Here is a 20,247-nt window from a genome sequence, read left to right as displayed (position 1 = left end):
AACTGGAGAAACCTCTTGTCGTCGAATGAGTCCGACTGCCCCGACCAGGGAATTGACCGCCGCGAAGTCCTCTTGGGAGGATTTTCGCTGATCGCGGCGCCCTTTCTTCTGACCGGGCGCGCCTTCGCCGCTGAAGGTGGCGCCCCGCTGCCGATCCCACCGCTGGTCGATGCGGATGGGTCTCAGCCGGTGACGCTGACGGCACGGGCGGGCAGCCACGCCTTCGTGCCGGGAACGCAGACGCCGACGCTTGGATACGAGCTGGATTACCTTGGGCCCACCTTGCGCGTGCGGCGCGGGCGAAGCGCGCAGATCGACGTGGTCAACCGTACCGACGACCAGATCACTGCCCACTGGCACGGCGCCCATGTTCCCGGCACCATGGACGGCGGTCCGCAGCTGGCCTTTGACCCCGGGCAATCCTGGGCGGCTCGGTTCGACGTGCATCACCCGGCGGCGACGCTGTGGTACCACAGCCATGTCCATGGCAAGACAGGCCCGCAGGTCTATCACGGCCTGGCCGGTTTCCTGCTTGTCGAAGACCCCGCGGCACCCAATGGCCTGCCCTCGGACTATGGTGTCAACGACCTGCCTCTGGTGGTGCAGGACCGCAGTTTCGACCGGGCCGGGCGGCTGGTCTACGACACTTCGGGCATGGCGCTGATGGGCGGCGTTCTTGGTGACACGATCTGCGTGAATGGTGCCGTGCAGCCGGTGGCCGACGTGCCAAGAGGCCTGGTGCGCCTGCGCCTGCTCAATGGTTCGAATGCGCGGTTCTACGATTTCGCCTTTGCCGATGGGCGCCGGTTTCACCAGGTCGCCAGCGACGGCGGCCTGTTGCCCGCGCCGGTTGCGCGCAGCCACATCGCGCTGGCCCCGGCCGAACGCGCCGAGATCGTCGTCGATTTCAGCGCGGACACCGCGCCCGTCCGCTTGGTCAGTGCCGACATCGCCCAGGGTGGCATGATGGGCGGCGGCATGATGGGTGGGGGCGGCATGATGGGCGGCGATGCAAGGCCCGGCGGCGCGATCGAGATCATGACGTTCGCGCCCGGTGTCTCGCCCGCAACCGGGCCGGCCATCCTTCCCGCTAGCCTGCCCGCGCCGCCGATAGATTTTGGCGCCCCCGTCCGAACCCGCGACTTCCGGCTGGACATGCACGCGGGCTCGACGATCGGGTCCATGTTCAGCAAGTTGATCGGCAATTCCGGCGCGATCATGGGCATCAACGGCAATTCCTATGACATGGGCCGGATCGATGCCGAGTTGCGTGCCGGCGAAACCGAGCTTTGGCGGATTTCGGCACCGATGATGATCCACCCCTTCCATGTCCACGGGACCTCGTTCCAGGTCGTCTCTCGCGGCGGGCAACGCGTGGACCCGGCGACTGAAGGGTTGAAGGACGTCGTGGTGGTCGATGGACGTGGCGCCGAGATTCTGGTGCGGGTCGACCAGAAGGCCGACGCTGCGACGCCTTTCATGCTGCATTGTCACATTCTCGAACACGAAGACGCGGGAATGATGGCGCAGTTCACGGTCGCCTGATCCTGAAGGCCCCGAGTGTGTGAAAATATCCGTTCCACCTCTTGAGGCTCCAGTAGCTGGAATTACCAGGTAACGAAAAGAACCACAGCAATCCGAATTGCCGTGAAATCACAAAGGAATAGCAAGATGGGTACTGGAATGGGCTTTGGCATGGGGTTCGGCGGCATCTGGATGCTGCTGATCATTGTCCTCGTGGTGTTGGCGATTGCCGCACTGATGAATTACCTGCGCAAGTGACGCAGAAAGAAGGAGATTGGAAATGAGCTATACGATGGATCGAAAACTCGACGGCGCGACCATGGACGCAGCTGACGAGCGCGTGCGCGCGGCGCTGACCGAGGCCGGTTTCGGCGTGCTGACCGAGATCGACGTTCAGGCGACGATGAAGAAGAAGCTGGGCGAGGACATGGCCGACTATCGCATCCTTGGCGCCTGCAACCCGAAGATGGCGCACCAGGCGTTGGGGATGGAGCCGCGCGTCGGTGCGATGCTGCCCTGCAACGTGATCCTGCGCGAAGTCGACGGCGGCGTCGAGGTCTCGGCCATCGACCCGGTTGCCTCGATGCAGGCGATCGACAACCCGGACCTGACCCGCGTCGCCGGGCAGGTGCGCGACATGCTGGCGCGCGTGGTGAATAATGCCTGAAGACGGCGGGAGCCTGTTCGAAGGCCTGCGCGCCTTCAAGAACAAGTTTGACCCCGAATGGCGGTCGCGCTTCGTCGCGGTCCCGCGCGGGGTCACGGCACTGACCGCGCTCAAGGACGCCGCCCTGCTGATCGCCAGCGGCACCCGCGGTATCATCGGAAAGTAGGTAAGAGATATGCACAAGTCAGGACAACGGGTATCTTTCTGGTCCGCCGTCGCGATGGGGATCGGCGCGATGGTGGGGGCGGGCATCTTCGCGCTTCTTGGCGCTGCCGGTGCCATTGTCGGCAGCGCGGTGTGGGTTTCCTTCGTGATCGGCGGCCTGATCGCGCTGCTGTCGGGCTATTCCTTCGGTCGGCTCGGCGCCCGCTACCCTGCCGCCGGCGGGTTGGTCGAATACCTGGTGCAAGCCTACGGAGTGGGCCGGTTTTCCGGCACCATGAGCGTAACGATGTATCTGGGCGCGCTGGTGGCTGTGTCGCTGGTGGCGCGCACCTTCGGCACTTATGCGGTGGCGCTCATGCCTGTCGGCACACCGCAGATCATGGTGTCCGTTCTGGCGGCCCTTGTGATTCTCGCCTTCATGGTCATCAATCTCGGCGGTGCGAAGGCCATGGCGCGGGCAGAAAACATCGTCGTTCTGATCAAGATGTCGGTTCTTGTTGCTTTCGCAGCCATCGGGCTGATTTTTGTCGATCCGGCGCAACTGGCGCCGGCGAGCTATCCACCTGCCCCGATGATCCTCTATAGTGTCGCCATCACTTTCTTTGCCTACGAGGGCTTCCGCGTCATCACCAACGCCGCCGAGGACATGGCAGATCCGGCGCGTACCCTGCCGCGCGCGATCATGACGGCGATCGGACTGGTCATGGTGATCTATGTAGCGCTCGCCATTGCCGTCTTCGGCAACCTGCCACCAGAAAAGGTGGTCGCTGCGCGGGACTATGCGCTGGCAGAGGCAGCGCGACCGGTCTTTGGTCAAGCCGGGTTCACCATCGTCGCTGTCGCCGCTCTATTCTCGACCGCCTCGGCAATCAACGCCGCGCTATATGCCGTGACCAACGTGACCTACGAAATGGCTCGCAAGGGAGAGCTTCCTGCGATCTTCGGCGAGCCCATCGGGCACAGTCGCGAGGGATTGATCGTCAGCTCCGCCACCATCGTTCTGCTAGTCGTGCTTTTCGACCTGTCGGCCATTGCGGTGATCGGCGCGCTGACGATGCTTTTCATCCACATGGTGACCCATATCGGGCATCTGCGGCTTCTGGATCAGACCGGCGCATCGCGCGGCCTCATCTGGCTGGCGGTGCTGGCCAACGCGGTGGCGGTGACGCTTGGCGGCTGGCATCTTAGCACCACAAATCCGGGATTGCTGTTGTGGATTGTCGGCTTTATTACGCTGTCTTTCATCGTTGAAACGGGACTGCACGCCGTGACCGGCCGCAAGGTTACCGCGCGGACACCGGGCCAGCAGACGACCGGGAATTAACGAAAGAAGGCCTATCCGGGATGCCCCACACGCTTGATCAGATCCTGCCCTCGCTGGAAGCGCTTGGACTGTGGTCCTACTGGATCATCGGGCTGGCCTCGATGCTGGAGGCGTTCTTTGCCACCGGCGTCTTCGTGCCCGGCACGCTCGTCGTCGATTCTGGCGGGATCCTGGTGCAGCAGGGCGCGATCGACTTCTTCGATCTTGCCTGGTTCGTGGCCATCGGCTCGATCCTGGGCGGTGAAATCAGCTATTGGGCGGGCGTCTGGGCGCGGCGCGGGATGAACACCCGCTGGAAGCCCGAGAATTCGCCGAGCTATCTGAAGGCGGAGCGGCTGTTTCGGCGCCATGGTGGGCTGGCGCTGGTGCTTGGGCGTTTCGCGGGGCCTGTCTCAGGCTTAGTGCCTTTCGCGGCGGCAGTCGCGGGCATGGAGCGGCGGAAGTTCCTGATCTGGAACATTTTCTCGGGCTTTCCTTATGCGCTGGGGCACGTCGCGTTCGGCTATTTTCTCGGCGACGTCATCACCCGGATCGGCCCCATCGCCACGCGACTGGCGATCTTCGCCGGCGCGGTTCTGCTGCTGTTGGCCGTGCTGTGGTGGCTCATCATCCGTATCGAGCGGATGCTGCCTTTCGTGCTGTCGATCCTGCGTTCCATCGCGCAGGCCGTCGCCACGAACCCCGACGTGGCGGCCTGGAGCGCGCGGCACCCCAAGCTCGCCGGTTTGATTGCCCATCGCTTTGATGCCTCGCGCGCCTCGGGGTTGACGGCGACGCTTCTGGGCGGCGCAATCCTGTACATCCTGGTGATTTGGGCAGGATCGGCGCTGGACTTCCTGATGGCCGAGCCGATCGTGCTGGCCGACACGCGGCTGGCCAACCTGATCCACGCCTTCTGGACGCCCTGGCTTCTGAAGACCGCCGCCCATGTCACCGCGCTCGGCGACTGGCGGGTGGTAGCCAGCCTGATGGTCGCGGCGCTGGCGGGCCTGTGGCTGCGCCGCCGCCCGGACCTGATGCTGGGGCTCACAGCCTCGGTCGCCGGCAACGTGGTGACCGTGGCGCTGCTGAAACGCATATTCGATCGCCCCCGCCCGGAGCTGGCATATTTCGTCGAGACATCCGGCAGCTTCCCCTCGGGCCATGCCGCAATCTCGGTCGCCCTTTACGGGATGCTTTTCTTCGCCGTCTGGCGGTTGGGGCGGTTGGGGCCGATCATGGCGGCGCTTCTGGCCGCAACGCTGGCCTTCGTGATCGGGCTCAGCCGGCTCTACCTCATCGAGCATTACCTCACGGATGTGCTGAACGGCTGGCTGGTCGGTACACTGTGGCTCCTGATCGGGATCGCCCTTGGCGAATGGTGGCGCGAGACGCGCGGCAGCGCAGCCTCACCCGATCCGGGCGCAATGCGCGCCGGGGGCATTGGCCTAGCGGTCGTGCTCGTCCTCTTCGCCGGCTGGCAGATCGCCACCTATGACAAGGCGCGCAACGTGGTGGTGGCGCAGGCTGCCGAAGAGACCGTCGCTGACATCGCCGACCTGTTCGCCTCGGGCAAGGCGCCGAATACGACCGAGTCGATCATCCGCACGCCGCTTGAGCCGGTGAACGCGATCCTGCTCGCCCGCGACGAGGCAGCGCTCACGGCCGCGATGACTAGGACGGGATGGAAGCAGGCCGAAAAGCCAACACTCGGCACGCTTGCCCGCGCCGGCTGGGCGCTCGTGACGGGGCTCGAGGACGACACCGCCCCCGTCACGCCCTACTTCTGGCGCGGCCAGCCCAATGACATCGCGTTTCAGAAGCCCACCCCCGACAAGACCATCCGCAAGCGCCACCACGTCCGCTTCTGGCGCTCGAACTTCGTCACGCCCGGGGGCCTGCGCCTGTTCATCGGGGCCGCGAGTTTCGACGACGGGCTCGACTGGCTGCTTCTGCATCACATCGACCCCAACGTGGATGCGGAACGCGACACGCTTGTAACCGACCTTCGGAACGCCGGCGTCGTCGCACCGCTTGAGATGCTGCAACTCTCGAAGGCGCGGCTGGGCATATCAGTCGCCGGAGACCCCTGGTTCACCGATGGCAAGACGGCCGTGGTCACGCTGAAATGACCTCGGATCGACGCCTCAGTCACCCGACTCTTGCCCCACAGCTTGTTCCGCCATCGGGTGCGTGCCGTCCGCGAGCCGGGGCACCAGATTCGGCGGAACGCGCAGAAACGCAAGAACCGCGTCGGTCAGCCCAAGAATGACCTGATCGAATTTGGCCATCACCGGGTATCGGGCGATGCCCCGCAGCACAACAATGGCGACCGCCGCGACCCCGGCCGAGCCGACCATGTCAAGCGGCCAGTGAACGCCGAGCCAGACCCGCGCCCAGGCGACCGCAAGGGCAGAGCACAGGGCAAGCGACCACCAGATGCGCCGTGCGCCGAAGGCCATCAGCCCGAAGGTCACGGCGAAGAGCACCGTCGCGTGGTCAGAAGGAAACGACGTCTCCGCTGCGTGCGGCAAGAGCTGATGGCCCACGCCCAACTCGAAGGGTCGTGGGTGATACCAGAGCGCCGCGATGGTGAAGTTGACCGCCAACGCAACCACCGCTGCCATCCCGGTGCGTATGATCGCAACCCTCCCGGCGCGGCCGCTCCGCAGATAGCCGAGCGCAAGGCCGATCGCGACTAGCCAGATCAGCCATTCGGCGGCGAGGCGGGCAACGCCCAGTTCCAGAAATCCCGGGGTGGCGGGCCCATTGAGATAGGAAAACAGGATGAGATTGAGATGATCCATGAAGGGTTCATATTTCGGATATGTGGGCGCGACAAACAAGAAATGTTGCAAAGGATCGCCGCCGTTTTTCCGGCGACGACACTTGCCCCCGACGCCGAGATCGTTGCCTATTGCCGAGGCCCTTACTACGTCTATACGCACCAGGCCGTTGCCGCCCTGCGCCGGAAGGGGCTCATCGCCCGCTGTCTCGACGGGGGCTTGCCCGAATGGGGCAAGGACGGAAGGCCGGTGCACCTCGGTGCAAACTGAAGAAACCGCTTCTGGCCGCTTTCAAAACGCTGCCAAAGTCACTTGCGCCTCCGAGCCTCGCGCAGGACCGCTTCGCCGAGCACCAGCACGCACCCGGCAGCGAGCGCCAGACCTCCGCCAATGGGTCCGAGTACCCCCCTGTCCATGAGGATGGCCACCAGAACCACACCGCCGAGGACCGCCAGCGTGAGCCGCAGGTCGGCCACGAACATCTTGAGAAGTTCCTTGAAGACGTCGCCGAGGATGGTCATGCGAGGCTGCTTCCGTAAGTGGTGCGTGCAAGACGCGAAAGGCTGATGCCAGACAGCAGGAACAGCGCCGCCAGAGGCAAGAGCGCAAGATCGGCCCCGGGCCATTCCGCGCCCAGCCCTTCGCCGGTCCAGAAGACACCGAAGGCGGACAGCATGACGCCCACACCGAACTTCAGCGTGTTCTCTGGTACATTCGACAACGGCTTATGAACGGCTGCGCCCACGATCAGGACGAGAGCGCAAGCCGCCAGAGCGCCGAGCGAAGCCTCCCACAAGAGACCCTTGCCGGCGCCGACGGCGACGACGATGAAGGCGACCTCAAGCCCTTCCAGCAGCACCGCCTTGAAAGCGGCGATCCCAGCGATCCACTGCAATGTCTGCGGCGACCCCGTCTGCGCGCGAAGCTCCGCGGTTTCCTCGTCATAGGCCAGGGTTTCATCATGCAAGGCGATGACACCGGCCGAGCGAAGGACGGCTTTCCTGAGCCAGCCCATGCCGAACAGGAGCAGCAGGATGCCGACGACCAGTTGCAGGGCCTGGATCGGGATGAATCGCAGCGCCGGCCCGAGGATCAGGACGACGAGGCCAAGGACCGCGAGCGCCGCCGCGGTCCCGACGATGGCCGGTCGCCATCCCCGCGTGGTGCCGACGGCCAGCACGATGGTGAACGCTTCCACCACCTCGACGATCGAGGCGAGGAAGGCCGCCGTGACGGCGGGAAACAGGACAGTCCAGAAATCCGGCGGCATGAGATCCTCCCCATCTTGCGCTTGACTGCGATCCGGTTGCGACTCGCTTGTGGTAATCACTACATCTTGCTTGTAGCGTTTACAACAGGTATGTAGTGAACATGAGCAAGGCCACATTCTCCGACCGGATCTCCACCCTCGACGCGGCGGTTTCGCCTGTCGAATCGCGCCTCATCGACTGGCTCGCCCGCAATCGCGAGACCGCCCTGCATGCCTCGGCCGCCGAGATCGCCGAAGCAGCGGGGACCAGCGACGCCACCGTGATCCGAACCGCGCGCAAGCTCGGCTATGCCGGGCTGGCCGATCTGCGCCACGCCCTGGCCGAGGATCTGCGCCGCGACCTGACGCTGGCGGACCGCATGGCGAGCGAACTGGCGCAGCCTGGCACGGTCCCGGGCCTGCAGACATCGGCACATGCCTTGCGCGCATCGCTGGACGCCATCGAGGCGCTGGAGGACGCGGTGGTTTCGGACATTGTCGGGACGCTCATGGCCGCGCGCCGGATCCACGTCTTCGGAATCGGGCCGTCGGGTTTCATCGCCGGGTATTTCGCGGCGCAGCTGGGGCGACTCGGCTTCGACGCGCGAGCCCTGTCGCGCACCGGCCTGCAGTTTGCCGACGATCTCGTGGGGATTGGCGTCGGCGACGCAGTCGTGGCCCTGGCCTATGATCGCCCCTATCTCGAGGTGCGGGCTCTCTTCGACCGGGCCTCACGCCTGAACCTTCGCTCCCTCCTGATCACCTCGAACGGGCCGCGCCTTCCCGACCCGCGCGCGAGCATCCTCGTGCGCGTGCCCCGCGGCCGCACAGGCGGTTTCGGCCTGCACGCGGGTACGCTCGCCTTGCTCGAGGGGCTCCTCCTCGCGATTTCGGCGGCCGAACCCGACAGGATGAAGGCGGCGCTTGAGGATCTGAATGCCGCCCGCGAGGCGCTTTCGGGGTCAGGCATGGGATTGTGAAATCTTCGGGCGCCTACTGAAAAGTTACGCTTGAGAGAGGCTTTTGAAGCCTGTCGCTTCTACATGGCAACTGGGCAGTTGATGTTAGCGCACAATAGTTCGAAGCCTTGGCGCCTCTATGCCGACGAAATGGAACGTTGGCCTATTTTGACGCACGGAACGGTGTCAGATAGCGGCCCGCCACATCCGAAAGCGGCCCTGACCTGTGACTTCCCGGACCAAGCCTTTGTTTTCTAGCCACGTCAGGTTGCGCTGAACTGCGGCCCGGCTCGTGCCGGTCATTGCCTCGATCATTGGCGCGGAGACAAGTGGCCACTCCGTCAGCACCTGGCGTAATGCTGGCGGCGTTTTCCCCGAAAGCGTGGCAGTCATTGCCTCCGCCCGCGCCGCCCAAGCTTCGATATCGTCCAAGTGACGCATCGCCGTTAGAATTGCGCTGTCCATCCCATCCAACCAGCGGACCAAACGTTCGGGTGGCAAGCCCGAAACACGCAGCCCCCCTGCCCCGCCCATGGCTAGCGGTGCGAAGGTGGCGCCGCTTCCATCGCTGGCCGCGATCCTGGACGCGGTGACGGCGGCTTCGATCTGTTCGCCGTGCTGTCCGAAGCCGACCAGGCTCCAGAGATGAAAGCCCATGCATGCCCGCGTGATTGGGTGGAGATCGACCGCGGCTGTCATTACGTCCAGCCATCCACCCGCGCGATCTTCGAAACGCTCGGTGCTGTCTTCAATGTTTTCGGGGTCGCGGCGATCCAGGAATGCGGCCAAGTCGACTTTTGGTCCGGGACCGCCTGTCAGGCGCCGAACAGCCTGTCAGGCGCCGAACAGCCCATCCAACCCTTGCCAGGGCATTTGGGTCATCCTGTGCGCCCGAGAGCCGCATCGACACCCAGAGCGCCAGACGATCAGAACTCACCCGATCCCCTGCGAACCAGCTGAGGTCCGCTGCCTCGATAAGAGCGAGGCGATGCCGCCAGCCTTCCGGGCCACGCAGCAGCCGGTCATCCAGAGCACCCAGGCGTCCAGCGACCCGTGCCAGTCGCGCAGCGTGAACGCCTTCTGCCTTTGCCCAGTATTCGATGACAGCAGTGTCGGGCGGTTCCGCCCGTGGCCCAGGAGGCAAATCATCTGGTTCTTCTTCAAGTGGTCCCGGCAGAAACCAGAGATCCTCTTCGTGGGCCTCTTCATCCTCCTCGATGTTGATGAGGGGGTCATTGAAATCATCATTTAAAGCGGATGCTTGGATAATGTGCAAAATACTGTTCTTTTGCACATTATCCAAGTGATTTTGTGGCGGTTGCCTTCGCTCTTTATATAGTCTGCGCGCGCGACTGCCGGTGAAACCTCTCAGATCGCGCTCAGCACAAGGAAACCAAGGGGTTTTGGACGAGCGCGACGAGAGAGCACCTACTTGCATTCGTTTAAAAGCGGTCTTTTAGTAACGGTATATGAAATTGCAAACGGCCCCGTTTTCATGCCCCTGATAGGCTATGCCCGCGTATCGACAGAGGATCAGACCCCCCTGCCCCAGTCTGAGGCCCTGCAAACTGCGGGATGCGTCGAGATCTTCGAAGAGCACGCCTCAGGCGGCAATCGCGCGCGTCCTGTGCTCGCGCGGGTGCTCGAACGCGTCCAGAGCGGCGATACGCTGGTCGTCGTGCGGATCGACCGGCTTGCGCGGTCTCTGTCGCACTTACTGGAGGTGATCGAACGTCTGGAGGCCAAGGGAGCTTTCTTCCGCTCGCTGCAGGATCCAATCGACACCGCCTCCCCTCAAGGAAAATTCACATTGCAGGTTCTGGGCGCCGCGGCTGAGTTCGAGCGCGCGCTAATACGTGAGCGCACAAAGGCCGGGCTTGCCTCTGCGCGCGCCAAAGGGCGCGTTGGTGGCAATCCTGGGCTTCGCACCAAAGACCCCGCCGCGCTGCGCAAGGTGCGGCTGGCACGACAGGACGGCTACATGGAGCGCCTGAACGAAACCGCGCAGGATTGGGTGCCCCACGTGCGACGCCTACGGCCGGATATGGCCTGGGAAGATGTCTTGCGAATCATTAATGGCCCCCTGCCCCACGACCGGCACTGGACCCGAAGCCGCCTACTCCGTGCTGTGAAAGCCTATGTCCGCGACGGGTTTCTGCTAGATGAAGTGCTTGGCCGCGCCGGACGCCGCGAAACCGATGACCGCCTGCCAGCTATCGTGGCTGCCATCAAAGGCTCGGACCCGGAAATCACACTGCAGGCGATCTGCGACCGGCTGGAATCGATGCGTGAGCGCACCCCTCGAGGCCGCACTAGCTGGCAGCCGTCTTCGGTCAAAATGCTGCTTGAGCGTGCGGAAAAGTTGGGGCTCCTCTGAACACGACACTTGTGTTGGCCTGACGGATTGCCACTAAATCTAGAAAGTGCTTGCACGAATCTGGTTGGTCGGGCAATAGTCTCGAAAAATAACGCGCGGTCACATAAAAAACGCGCCCACGGATCGGGGCAGACATGAGCGAAGCAGAACAGGATCTAGATATCGCCATCGGGCACTACGCGGAACTTCTCGCGTCGAACCTGCATGCTCAGCGCGCTGCACACTTCCCACCGGATGCAAAGAAGGTGATGCGCACTTTGACCAGCGGCGAAGCTGCTGAACTCCTTGGTGTCGACCATACCTATCTTCGGAAGCTTCATCGAGAAGGAAAGATCGTTGACGTCGAGACGACGGCTGGAAGTCATCGCCGCTATACGCTCGACGATATCTGGGAAATCCGGCAGACGCTTGAAGGAAACGCAAAAAAGTCTGGAACTTACGTGCCTGGGCGTCGCGACGGTGACGAGCTTCAAGTCATTTCAGTGGTGAACTTCAAGGGCGGAAGCGGCAAAACGACGACGTCTGCTCACCTCGCTCAGCGCTTGGCGCTCAAGGGGTACAGAGTTCTTGCGATCGATCTCGACCCCCAAGCATCTCTTTCGGCTCTTCACGGAATCCAGCCAGAACTCGACCTCATGGAGGGCGGAACCCTCTATGATGCCGTTCGCTACGACGATCCGGTTCCGATCTCCGAAGTGATCCGCAAGACTTACATTCGCGGCCTTGATCTCATCCCAGGCAACCTTGAACTCATGGAGTTCGAGCACGAGACGCCTGCTGCTATCCAGCGAGGCGGAGCGAAAGCGTTCTTCGCGAGAGTTCATGACGCACTCGATAGTGTTGAAGCGAACTACGACGTTGTTGTGATCGACTGCCCGCCGCAGCTTGGTTTCTTGACGATGTCAGCACTTTCCGCGTCCTCGGGCGTCCTCGTGACGGTTCACCCGCAGATGCTTGACCTTATGTCGATGTCCCAATTCCTGCGAATGACGGCGGATCTCCTTGGAGTAATCAGGGATGCAGGCGCAAATCTGCGCTTCGATTGGCTGCGCTTCTTGCCAACGCGATACAAAGTCGGCGACGCGCCACAAACCGAAGTCATCGCCTTCATTCGCGGGCTGTTTGGGAGGTCGGTCCTGACCAATCACATGGTTGAATCGACTGCAATTTCTGATGCCGGCTTGACCAAGCAAACGCTCTACGAAGCTGACAAGAGGGACTTCACGCGTCAGACGTTTGATCGTGCGATCGAATCTATGAACGCAGTGAACGATGAGATCGCTGAAATCATCCAGAACACATGGGGGCGGAATGGCAAGAAAGCCTAAACTTGGCCTGCCGCTGCAGACCCTTCGCAACGCTCCTGACGCTCTTGAAGGGCGCCGACTGCGTGGCGGTGTTTTTGAGATCGATCCGGCGCAGATTGTTACCGAAGGACGGTTGGATGACAGGCTTCAGATTGAAGTTGAGGGCCTGAAGAACTCTATTTCCAAGAACGGTCAGCGTGTGCCTGTCTTGGTCCGCCCACTGGAAGGCGATCGCTACAACCTGATCTATGGCCGCAGACGCTTAGAAGCATGTCGCGAACTCGGTATCAAAGTTCGAGCCATCGTCACAGAGGTTGAGGGTGATCAAGCGCTTCGAGATCAGCTTCTCGAGAACCAAGAGCGTCGTGATCTGAGCTTTATTGAGCGTGCGCTCGTTGCGACGGCACTTCTGGACGGTGATCATTTGGAAGGGGCTGAGCGCACCAATCGAGGTGTCGCCGAAGTCCTTAACCTCCACGAAGCTGGGGTTTCACAACTCTTGAGTGTCGTTCGGACGGTCGGCGAGGAACTCATCCAGGCAATTGGTGCGGCTCCCGGGATTGGTCGCCCGAGATGGGAAGAGCTCAAAAAGGCTTTAGGTGCCTACGACGGTGATCGAGACCAACTGCAAGCCGTAGCTCATGCAGCCAAGTCCGAAAGTTCCGGCTCGGTCGATGAGGTTTCTGAGCGTGCGTTTCTCGCAGTTCTGGCAGCTGCGAAAAGAGCAGAGAAGAAAGCAAGCCCGTCTAGAAAGGGTGTGCCTGCTTTGGCGATCCCCGGTGTTGGAGCTGCGACGGTCAAGACCGGCCGCCAAGGCAAGCAGCTCAAACTTGATCTAACTACGGATGAACCTGATTTTATCAGCTGGTTGGAGGGCAACGCCCCAAAGCTGATTACCGAGCTTCATGAGCGCTGGAAGCGTTCAGGAGACTGAGGAAGAGCAACCAACAAGAAGGAGGCACGATACAGGCAAAAAGAAAAAGGCCCCGAGAAGCTAGCTTCACGAGACCTTTGTAAGGTTTCGCACCGGGATCAGCCCGCTACAAAATCTCAGTTTTCGCACTTCTGAATGTAGCGTTCTGGCCCCTACCCCGCAAGCGCAAAGCGATTCGCGGGCCCTGGAATTTTTGTCTTCGTGGACATTTTCATGGAGTACACACCAATCTCGCCGTTTATGCGGCCGATTTCGCACGCCCATTTGCGCGTCATTGAGCGACCCGAGGCATCTGTTCCAGCCAGACCCGTTAACAAGTGGGAACTCCTGCGCGAGCTCTCCAAGGCGCAAGCGGCCTTTGGGGTCTCGGAACGTGATCTGACGGTTTTGCAGGGGCTCCTCAGCTTCTTTCCGGACGATGCGCTTGGCGGGAACGCCGAGATGGTCGTCTTCCCCTCGAACAAGGCGATCTGTGAGCGCCTGAATGGTATGCCCTGCTCCACGATGCGTCGTCACCTCGCGCGTCTTGTCGAGGCTGGCTTGCTCCAGCGGCGCGATAGCCCCAATGGGAAGCGTTACGTCCGCAAGCACGGCGAAGATCGCGTTGCCTTTGGCTTCGATCTTTCCCCGCTCTACTGTCAGTCAGAGGAGATAGCACGGGCCGCAGAGGCCGTACGTGAGGCTGAGGAGCGCGTCAGGCGCCTGAGAGAGGTCGTAAGCCTCATGCGACGCGACCTCGCGGCCCTCGCCGAGTTCGGAGACGAGATACAGCCCGGCCTAGGCTTCTGGGATCAGCTTCGCGACAAGGCTGCACTCACAGCCCGCGCGCTTCGCCGCAAGCTTTCAATTGAGGACCTCGCGGCCTATCGAGCCGACCTTGAAGCTCTCCTTGACCAGGCACGCAACATCATTGATGGCCCTGAAACAGAAGAAATGAACACCAATGATGCCCATTCTGAGCGTCACCATCATAATTCAAATAAAGAATCTATAGATCTTGAACCTGCTTTAGAAAAAAGCGGGGTGGTGGCGGGTGTGCCAGATATGGACACGGATGAGCCTGTGGCTGACGTCGATGAACAGGACACAAGACACCTGCCAAAGATCCCGCTGCACCTAGTGATCGCGGCATGTCCCTCGCTTAAGACCTTCTACCAAGGTGAGATCCGGCATTGGCATCAGCTCTTCGATGCGGCGTGCCATGTGCGGCCAGCCATGGGAATCAGTGCGTCTGCATGGGAAGAAGCACAGCGGTTCATGGGTCCGGAGCAAGCGTCGATCGTCGTTGCTGCCATGCTGGAACGCTTCGCCGATATAAGATCGCCTGGTGGATACTTGCGAGCTCTGACTGCCAAAGCTGCGGCAGGCGAGTTTTCCTGTGGCCCAATGGTCATGGCATTGATTGGCCGGCGGAACGCGGCTTAACAGCTGTTAAACTCCGATCTCGTGCGGCTGGCATGGCATAACTTAACAGCTGTTAAGTGGGCTCTCGGCACACAAACGGTGTTCGAGAGAGAAAAGTTAGGGGGTTGAGGTGTGGCGGTATTTGAGATCGTGAAAGTGGCTTTCGCCTTCGTCCCGGCGAAGCTCTGATGACGAGGGCATCCCGATCATCATGGCAAAACCTCAGCTGGTGACCATCGCTGCTAGTAGCGCAAAGGCGGCTAGCGAAGAACATACAGAGCGTTGCGCTGCAGCCAACCTAGCAGTTGCGCGCCTCCGCGGCCCCCTGCCCTTTTCGATGTCTGAGATCTGATGATGAATACCCTCAACAATTGGCTCTACGCTATCCGGCGCCTGCTGACGGCGATTTGGGTCCTGGCCTCGGATATTCGCTTGGCCTTCATCGGTGCTAATGCCTGAGAGGTAGGTTGTGGATGTCTGTTGCATGATATCGTGGCTACGGGCCGTAGCGCACAAGGAGCAGACGATCGATGGTTGCCAAAACCGTTTGACCAAGGGCTCGATCCTCGAATTCCCGCGCGCGGGGAAGGGGGAGCCGGTAACTTCTCAGTCACTTCGATAATGGCGACATGGCCAACGAGGCAATCGGTTCCTCAAGCGCAGCAGCTGGTTGCCAGCGGTCCCGCGTTCCGCTGATTTGGTTGTAGTGGACGACGAGGACATCGCAGAACAGCGGTTGCAACGCAATCTCTTGATTTCATGACACCCGAACTCTTTAAAAGAGTGCATTGATGTTGGCTGCGGAATGATCTGATCCGTCATATGGAGGAAAATGATTTAATAACAATAGGTTATTGCGTTTTTTGGTATTCGCGATGAGAAATCATGCCCATAACAGCCTTCATCGACATGATTTCCCTTTCCAGGGTGCCGATCCGCTACATCGACGGGAAGCCAAAGCATCAGCACGCTTTACGAAGAAGTTGGCAGTTGCGGGCCGATTGAGCGGTCTGGGCTATCTCGTGAAGAAGGAACCGCCACAGGTCTAGCCGATGGGCCCTGTGGAAGTTCTGATCCCGTCGTACCAGTACAGTTCGGTGGCGGTTGGGTGTTTCATGGGTTTGGTCCACGAAAAGTAAAAGTGTTCTTCGGGTTTTGTGACTGACGGATGCGGGCCTTTGGGGTCCCTCAGATGGGTCCGGGCCGGATTCCGGTCTGTCTTTCCTGATGAAGGGCATTCCGATGCAAACAGGTGTCTTGCGCGTGTTGCGCGCGACCGCTGCCTCGTGGTGGCGACACAAGAAACCACGCCGAACCGGCCAGACGAGGCAGGCACAGCGGCGCGAGCGGGAGACTGTCCTGCGTGATCTCGGCTATCTGAAGCAGGCGGCGTCATTGCCAAACGCGCATGTGATCTGCGGAGAGGGCGGGACATTCATCCATCTCGGCTGGACCACCGTTTCGACCTTCGCGCCGATCGAGCGCTTTCCCTTGGCCACTCTTGCGGTCGCACGAGGGACCCCGTTCATCGATATCCGACCCGTCACCGATGTCATCGCCTTCGCTAACTTGCCGCGGGTGGCGCGGGACGGATCGGGCGACCCTGAACCTTCGGGTTCCGGCAAGTCCGTCTCGCTGACCACCTACATCGACATGGTCGAAGGGCTCGGCGCGAGGATCCTCAACGATCCGCGGTCCCATCAGTCAGCCTGATCACCATTTCCTCTCACCAAAACTCGAAAGGAGGCCAGCCATGGCCCGATCCCGCACGCCCAAATTCGATGCCTCCGAGGTCATCACAAACGAAATCATCCGCATCATCGAGCGCGGCGTCCTGCCGTGGCGCAAGCCCTGGACCGCAGGTAGCAACTCTCGTCCCCTACGCGTGGGCGGTGAACCCTACCAGGGGGTCAACAACTTTCTGCTGACGATGCGGACCGTGATGGCGGGCCACAGCTCTCCTTTCTGGATGACGTTGCCGCAGGCCAATGCATTGGGCGCAAAGGTCCGCAAGGGCGAGAAATCCTCTGTCGTCGTCTATTACGGCCAAAGCCGGAAAGACGCGGGCGGCGAGGACGACCGCAGCGATGGCGATGATCGCTCCGAGGAAGCCCACATCTTCCGCTTCCAGAAATCCTACCGCGTGTTCAATGCCTGCCAAATCGAGGGCTTGCCCGACAGCTTCTTCCCCGATCCGGAGCCCGTGCCCGAGCATCCTCCGTCCGAGCCAATCCCGCACATGCAGGCGTTTTTCGATGCCATCGACATCACGACCGTCTTCACGGGCACGGAGGCGTACTATTTGCCGCCCGTGGACAAGGTCTACATGCCGTCCATCACGCGGTTCCAGGACCCGCGCAATTTCTACGGGGTGTGGGCCCATGAGCTGGCCCATGCCACGAAAGCCCCCCATCGACTGAACCGTAATTTCGGATTCTCGAAGTATGGCAACACGTCCTATGCGCGCGAGGAGATCGTCGCGGAATTGACCTCGGTGTTCCTGGGTCAGACACTCGGCTTCACGGCGCATACGCTCGAGATGAATGCCGCCTACCTCCACAACTGGTTGCGCGTTCTTCGGTCGGACAAGGGTGCGATCTTCAAGCACGCCGCGGATGCGCAGCGCGCCTGTGACTATCTGATCGCACAATCTGAGGCGGGTAGGGCTGGGCGCAGTGCCGAGGCCGCCTGACCACACGGAGAACGGAGACTCGCATGTCACGCAAGGAACCCAAGACGCTGCGGGTGGCCTGCTTCGAAGACGGCCGCCGCAAGATCATCACCTTCAAACGCGGTGCCTATTGGTGGAGCCCGTCCGAGGGCGCTTACCCGCTCTCGGCGGCACTCGAGAGCATCAAGGAGCAGGGCGGCTGGATCGAAACCATCCCCAACCCGAACTACAGAGCCAGAGGGCTGTTCGGGTAAGGCGCCTTCTGCTTCGGTCCTTCCGCCAAGCAGAAAAGTGAAAGCGGGCTTTGGGAAGGGTGTTTCAACTTCTCAAAGGAGATCCCATGTCCATGACCGTTCAATCCCAGCCAGACCGTCCGGATCAGACCGTGATGGCGGCGCAAAACGACGCGTTTCGCAAGCTCGCGTGCCTTGGAGTGGCGCCCGCGCAGCCCACCCAGGGCCGAATGCATGTCACCCGCTCGCTTATGGAGGCCGGTGACGGCTTCATGGCCGAGGCGGTGAAGGCCACCGGTGCGTTCGATACATTCGAGCCTGAGAATGATCCCGAGGGATGGCACGATTTTGGCGCGGTCGAGATCCGGGGCGAGACCGTGTTCTGGAAAATCGATCTCTATGAGGCAGATTCGGATTTCCGCTACGGGGCCGAGACCCCGGACAATCCTGCCACGACCATGCGCGTGCTGACCATCATGCTGGCGCGCGACTGGTAGGCGAGGGGACACCCCCCAAACCTTACACGTCAAGCAATGAAGGCCCACTGACCCCTCAAAGGGAGAGTGGGCCTTTTGTCGTGGTGATCCCTGAAGCCGGGGATTGGTCACGTGCGTGAGTGCGTCGGCCACACCTCACCAACCTGGAAGGATATCCCATGACCACAAGCTTTGCCCCTCTCACCATCGCCATCGGCGATCTGGTCCCGCATCCCGCCAATGTGCGCAGCAACTCTCCGGAAACCTATGACCCCGAGAACATCGCCCATCTGAAGGCCAGTATCGCTATTCTGGGCCTGCTCCAGCCTCTCCTGGTCCAGAAGCTCGACGGCAAATACGCTGTCCTCGCCGGTGGCCGACGCCATGCCGCGCTGAAGGAGCTGATCGCAGACAAGGCCACCAAGGGGTTCACGGCGAAAACCAAGGTCGACTGCCGCCTCGTGCCGGAAGACTGCGACGTCACCACGGCACTGTCGCTCGCCGAGAACATCACTCAGGCACCGATGAACGCAATCGACGAGTTCGAGGCTTTCGCCCGGATGATGGAGGTCGACGGCCAGACGCCCGAGACCATCGCAAAGACCTTCGGCACCACGGTGGCCGCCGTGAAAGGCCGGTTGCGCTATGGCCTTATCCACCCCGACATCCGCGCCGCGGCCCGGGCCAAGGTGATCACGCTCGACACGATGAAGGCCTTCGCCGAGCACCCGAGCCAGGAGGCGCAGCGCGAGGTCTTCGAGGCGCTCACGAAAGACGGCGGCTATCTGCAGGCCTATACCGTCCGGCAGGCGCTCAAATCCCGCGGGGTGCAAGTCAAAGATGATATTGGGGCTTTCGTGCGCGAAGACTACGAGGCGCGTGGCGGCGCCGTCGCGGCTGACCTTCTTGAAGAGCATTCCGTGCTTGAGGATGCGGCGCTGGTCGAGACCATCTTGCTCGAAAAGCTCGGTGCCGCTGCCGAAGAGGCCCGTATGAGGCTGGGTTTTACCTGGGCCGATGCGATGGTGCGCTGTGACTACGCGACCATGGCCGACTATGGCCGCGTCTATCCCGGCCCGATCGAGCCGGATGAGGCTGCCCAAAAGCGCATCGATGAGATCACCGCCGAGCTTGAGAAATTGCAGCTCGAGATGGAGGATGAGGGGCTCGAGGAGGACGCCTACAACGCCCTTTACGACCGCGTTGACGCTCTGGAAGACGAAGCGCGCAATCTGCAGGAGGCCTACAGCGCCGGGGACCTGGCGCGGTCTGGGGTGATCGCGTCGTGGCAGGGTGGGCAGATCACGCTCCATATGGGCCTCGTGCGCCCGGAGGACACCGTGAAAGAGGAGGGCGCGCGCGGCTCCGCGAGCAATCCGACAGGGGAGGAGGCCCCGGACGCCGGCGAAATCACCTACCCGGCCTCGCTGGCTGAGGACCTCAAGACCGAGCGGGCCATGGCCCTTGGCGCCGCGATGGCGCTGCATCCGGAGGCCACTCTCGATCTGACGCTCTTCAAGCTGGTCAGTGACGTTCTGGCCAGCGGCATGAGTGTCACGCAGGCGATCAAGATCGATGCCCGCAAGGAATACCGCAGCCATGCCAAGATGGACGAGATCGACGAGACCTCGCTCGAGCAAGTGGCGGCGGCCCATGATGCGCTCGACCTTTCTTGGCTCGATGACGCCCGGTCTCCCGCCGATCAGTTCGTGGCGTTTCGCGCGCTGGAGGCAGGGGAGAAGGTCAAGCTCGTCGCCTGTGCCACCGCCAGCACCACGCAGTCCTGCTTTGCCCGGGTCCGCCAGCGCGACAGCCTGATGCATGCGTTCGAGATCGAGATCATGCCCGACATCCGGGCGCATTGGACGCCGAATGCGGCGCTCTTCAACCGCTTCAAGAAGGCTTGGCTCCTGAAGATCCTCGGCGAGGATTTGGGCCTGGCCCAGGAGGCGGTGACGCTGGCCTCGTCGAGCAAGAAGGAGATCGTCGCCTTTTGTGACAAGCTCTTCGCCGAACCCTTCGCCACACTCACGGACGCGCAGCGCGCTGCCGTGGCCGCCTGGTGCCCGCCGATGATGCAGACCGCGGGTGTCGCCTGTGATGAGGCGGAGCCCACTGCGGACACCACGGAGCCTGACAGCGAGGTCGCGCAAGCGGCCTGAGCCATCACGCGACCCGCGCGGGTCGACCAT

The 20,247-nt window shown here is 61.9% G+C and carries 19 protein-coding genes and 1 pseudogene; 16 read left to right on the top strand and 4 right to left on the bottom strand.

Annotated features, from left to right (window positions below; genetic code table 11):
• Positions 1–15: 15 nt before the first annotated feature.
• The 5 genes from SM765_RS19970 (at position 16) to SM765_RS19950 (ending at position 5,791) form a co-directional block, all read left to right on the top strand.
• Positions 16–1,545: a multicopper oxidase family protein gene (locus tag SM765_RS19970; protein ID WP_368981758.1), complete on the top strand. Its 1,530-nt coding sequence runs from the start codon at positions 16–18 to the stop codon at positions 1,543–1,545.
• A gap of 259 nt (positions 1,546–1,804) precedes the next feature.
• Positions 1,805–2,191, top strand: coding sequence for a DUF302 domain-containing protein (locus SM765_RS19965; protein ID WP_368981757.1), 387 nt, complete (start codon positions 1,805–1,807; stop codon positions 2,189–2,191).
• Entirely contained in the window at positions 2,184–2,357 is a 174-nt protein-coding gene (locus SM765_RS19960) for a hypothetical protein (RefSeq protein WP_368981756.1), read from the top strand. Before SM765_RS19965 ends, SM765_RS19960 begins: the two co-directional genes overlap by 8 nt.
• 9 nt (positions 2,358–2,366) lie before the next feature.
• Positions 2,367–3,680 (top strand): APC family permease, encoded by a 1,314-nt coding sequence (locus tag SM765_RS19955; RefSeq protein WP_368981755.1) that lies wholly within the window; start codon positions 2,367–2,369, stop codon positions 3,678–3,680.
• Positions 3,681–3,700: 20 nt separating this feature from the next.
• A complete protein-coding gene (locus tag SM765_RS19950) occupies positions 3,701–5,791 on the top strand; it encodes an LssY C-terminal domain-containing protein (protein ID WP_368981754.1) in 2,091 nt (696 codons plus the stop codon).
• A gap of 15 nt (positions 5,792–5,806) precedes the next feature.
• On the opposite strand, the gene SM765_RS19945 is transcribed toward SM765_RS19950, so the two are convergent.
• Positions 5,807–6,466: an undecaprenyl-diphosphatase gene (locus SM765_RS19945; RefSeq protein WP_368981753.1), complete on the bottom strand. Its 660-nt coding sequence runs from the start codon at positions 6,464–6,466 to the stop codon at positions 5,807–5,809.
• On the opposite strand from SM765_RS19945, the gene SM765_RS19940 reads away from it, so the two are divergent.
• Complete coding sequence (locus tag SM765_RS19940) at positions 6,458–6,715, top strand: hypothetical protein (RefSeq protein WP_368981752.1); 258 nt, start codon at positions 6,458–6,460, stop codon at positions 6,713–6,715. The genes SM765_RS19945 and SM765_RS19940 overlap by 9 nt on opposite strands.
• Before the next feature lie 38 nt (positions 6,716–6,753).
• On the opposite strand, the gene SM765_RS19935 is transcribed toward SM765_RS19940, so the two are convergent.
• Together SM765_RS19935 and SM765_RS19930 are read right to left on the bottom strand one after the other, a co-directional pair.
• Entirely contained in the window at positions 6,754–6,966 is a 213-nt protein-coding gene (locus SM765_RS19935; RefSeq protein WP_368981751.1) for a hypothetical protein, read from the bottom strand.
• Positions 6,963–7,715 carry a COG4280 domain-containing protein gene (locus SM765_RS19930; protein ID WP_368981750.1) on the bottom strand — a complete coding sequence of 251 codons (753 nt, stop codon included), beginning with the start codon at positions 7,713–7,715 and terminating at the stop codon, positions 6,963–6,965. Before SM765_RS19930 ends, SM765_RS19935 begins: the two co-directional genes overlap by 4 nt.
• A 101-nt stretch (positions 7,716–7,816) precedes the next feature.
• Between SM765_RS19930 and SM765_RS19925 the strand changes: the two genes are divergently transcribed.
• The gene (locus SM765_RS19925; RefSeq protein WP_368981749.1) at positions 7,817–8,674 is read left to right on the top strand and encodes a MurR/RpiR family transcriptional regulator; all 858 of its coding nucleotides are present in this window, start codon (positions 7,817–7,819) and stop codon (positions 8,672–8,674) included.
• Positions 8,675–8,839: 165 nt separating this feature from the next.
• On the opposite strand, the pseudogene SM765_RS19920 reads toward SM765_RS19925, so the two are convergent.
• Positions 8,840–9,920, bottom strand: a pseudogene (locus SM765_RS19920) (helix-turn-helix domain-containing protein).
• A gap of 228 nt (positions 9,921–10,148) precedes the next feature.
• Between SM765_RS19920 and SM765_RS19915 the strand changes: the two are divergent.
• From SM765_RS19915 to SM765_RS19875, 9 genes are all read left to right on the top strand, one after another.
• Positions 10,149–11,030: a recombinase family protein gene (locus SM765_RS19915; protein ID WP_368981748.1), complete on the top strand. Its 882-nt coding sequence runs from the start codon at positions 10,149–10,151 to the stop codon at positions 11,028–11,030.
• Positions 11,031–11,164: 134 nt separating this feature from the next.
• Positions 11,165–12,358, top strand: a complete 1,194-nt coding sequence (gene repA, locus SM765_RS19910; RefSeq protein WP_048535388.1) for a plasmid partitioning protein RepA — start codon at positions 11,165–11,167, stop codon at positions 12,356–12,358.
• The gene (gene repB, locus SM765_RS19905) at positions 12,342–13,271 is read left to right on the top strand and encodes a plasmid partitioning protein RepB (RefSeq protein ID WP_368981747.1); all 930 of its coding nucleotides are present in this window, start codon (positions 12,342–12,344) and stop codon (positions 13,269–13,271) included. The genes repA and repB overlap by 17 nt, the downstream gene beginning before the upstream one ends.
• Before the next feature lie 213 nt (positions 13,272–13,484).
• Positions 13,485–14,696 carry a plasmid replication protein RepC gene (gene repC, locus SM765_RS19900; protein WP_368981746.1) on the top strand — a complete coding sequence of 404 codons (1,212 nt, stop codon included), beginning with the start codon at positions 13,485–13,487 and terminating at the stop codon, positions 14,694–14,696.
• Positions 14,697–15,902: 1,206 nt separating this feature from the next.
• Positions 15,903–16,388, top strand: coding sequence for a hypothetical protein (locus SM765_RS19895; protein WP_368981745.1), 486 nt, complete (start codon positions 15,903–15,905; stop codon positions 16,386–16,388).
• 40 nt (positions 16,389–16,428) lie between these two features.
• Positions 16,429–17,367 carry an ArdC family protein gene (locus SM765_RS19890; RefSeq protein ID WP_368981744.1) on the top strand — a complete coding sequence of 313 codons (939 nt, stop codon included), beginning with the start codon at positions 16,429–16,431 and terminating at the stop codon, positions 17,365–17,367.
• Between the two features lie 23 nt (positions 17,368–17,390).
• The gene (locus SM765_RS19885; RefSeq protein WP_040182663.1) at positions 17,391–17,600 is read left to right on the top strand and encodes a DUF6330 family protein; all 210 of its coding nucleotides are present in this window, start codon (positions 17,391–17,393) and stop codon (positions 17,598–17,600) included.
• A gap of 86 nt (positions 17,601–17,686) precedes the next feature.
• The gene (locus tag SM765_RS19880; protein WP_274656556.1) at positions 17,687–18,076 is read left to right on the top strand and encodes a DUF3768 domain-containing protein; all 390 of its coding nucleotides are present in this window, start codon (positions 17,687–17,689) and stop codon (positions 18,074–18,076) included.
• A gap of 158 nt (positions 18,077–18,234) precedes the next feature.
• Positions 18,235–20,217, top strand: coding sequence for a ParB/RepB/Spo0J family partition protein (locus tag SM765_RS19875; protein WP_368981743.1), 1,983 nt, complete (start codon positions 18,235–18,237; stop codon positions 20,215–20,217).
• Positions 20,218–20,247 lie beyond the last annotated feature (30 nt).

It is taken from the genome of Pseudophaeobacter sp. 1A09344 (genome assembly GCF_041008745.1).
Lineage (GTDB): Bacteria > Pseudomonadota > Alphaproteobacteria > Rhodobacterales > Rhodobacteraceae > Phycobacter > Phycobacter gallaeciensis_A.
Note: the sequence above shows the minus strand (reverse complement) of the source record. Positions and strands in the feature narration are given on the sequence as shown.

What these genes read in the sequence shown, in the direction of transcription:
- SM765_RS19875 (WP_368981743.1), top strand. Translation starts at nt 18,235, where the DNA reads ATGACCACAAGCTTTGCCCCTCTCACCATCGCCATCGGCGATCTGGTC.
- SM765_RS19950 (WP_368981754.1), top strand. Translation starts at nt 3,701, where the DNA reads ATGCCCCACACGCTTGATCAGATCCTGCCCTCGCTGGAAGCGCTTGGA.
- SM765_RS19935 (WP_368981751.1), bottom strand. Translation starts at nt 6,966, where the DNA reads ATGACCATCCTCGGCGACGTCTTCAAGGAACTTCTCAAGATGTTCGTG.
- SM765_RS19890 (WP_368981744.1), top strand. Translation starts at nt 16,429, where the DNA reads ATGGCCCGATCCCGCACGCCCAAATTCGATGCCTCCGAGGTCATCACA.
- SM765_RS19925 (WP_368981749.1), top strand. Translation starts at nt 7,817, where the DNA reads ATGAGCAAGGCCACATTCTCCGACCGGATCTCCACCCTCGACGCGGCG.
- SM765_RS19945 (WP_368981753.1), bottom strand. Translation starts at nt 6,466, where the DNA reads ATGGATCATCTCAATCTCATCCTGTTTTCCTATCTCAATGGGCCCGCC.
- SM765_RS19940 (WP_368981752.1), top strand. Translation starts at nt 6,458, where the DNA reads ATGATCCATGAAGGGTTCATATTTCGGATATGTGGGCGCGACAAACAA.
- repB (WP_368981747.1), top strand. Translation starts at nt 12,342, where the DNA reads ATGGCAAGAAAGCCTAAACTTGGCCTGCCGCTGCAGACCCTTCGCAAC.
- SM765_RS19960 (WP_368981756.1), top strand. Translation starts at nt 2,184, where the DNA reads ATGCCTGAAGACGGCGGGAGCCTGTTCGAAGGCCTGCGCGCCTTCAAG.
- SM765_RS19915 (WP_368981748.1), top strand. Translation starts at nt 10,149, where the DNA reads ATGCCCCTGATAGGCTATGCCCGCGTATCGACAGAGGATCAGACCCCC.
- SM765_RS19965 (WP_368981757.1), top strand. Translation starts at nt 1,805, where the DNA reads ATGAGCTATACGATGGATCGAAAACTCGACGGCGCGACCATGGACGCA.
- SM765_RS19955 (WP_368981755.1), top strand. Translation starts at nt 2,367, where the DNA reads ATGCACAAGTCAGGACAACGGGTATCTTTCTGGTCCGCCGTCGCGATG.
- repA (WP_048535388.1), top strand. Translation starts at nt 11,165, where the DNA reads ATGAGCGAAGCAGAACAGGATCTAGATATCGCCATCGGGCACTACGCG.
- SM765_RS19880 (WP_274656556.1), top strand. Translation starts at nt 17,687, where the DNA reads ATGTCCATGACCGTTCAATCCCAGCCAGACCGTCCGGATCAGACCGTG.
- SM765_RS19930 (WP_368981750.1), bottom strand. Translation starts at nt 7,715, where the DNA reads ATGCCGCCGGATTTCTGGACTGTCCTGTTTCCCGCCGTCACGGCGGCC.
- SM765_RS19885 (WP_040182663.1), top strand. Translation starts at nt 17,391, where the DNA reads ATGTCACGCAAGGAACCCAAGACGCTGCGGGTGGCCTGCTTCGAAGAC.
- SM765_RS19895 (WP_368981745.1), top strand. Translation starts at nt 15,903, where the DNA reads ATGAAGGGCATTCCGATGCAAACAGGTGTCTTGCGCGTGTTGCGCGCG.
- repC (WP_368981746.1), top strand. Translation starts at nt 13,485, where the DNA reads ATGGAGTACACACCAATCTCGCCGTTTATGCGGCCGATTTCGCACGCC.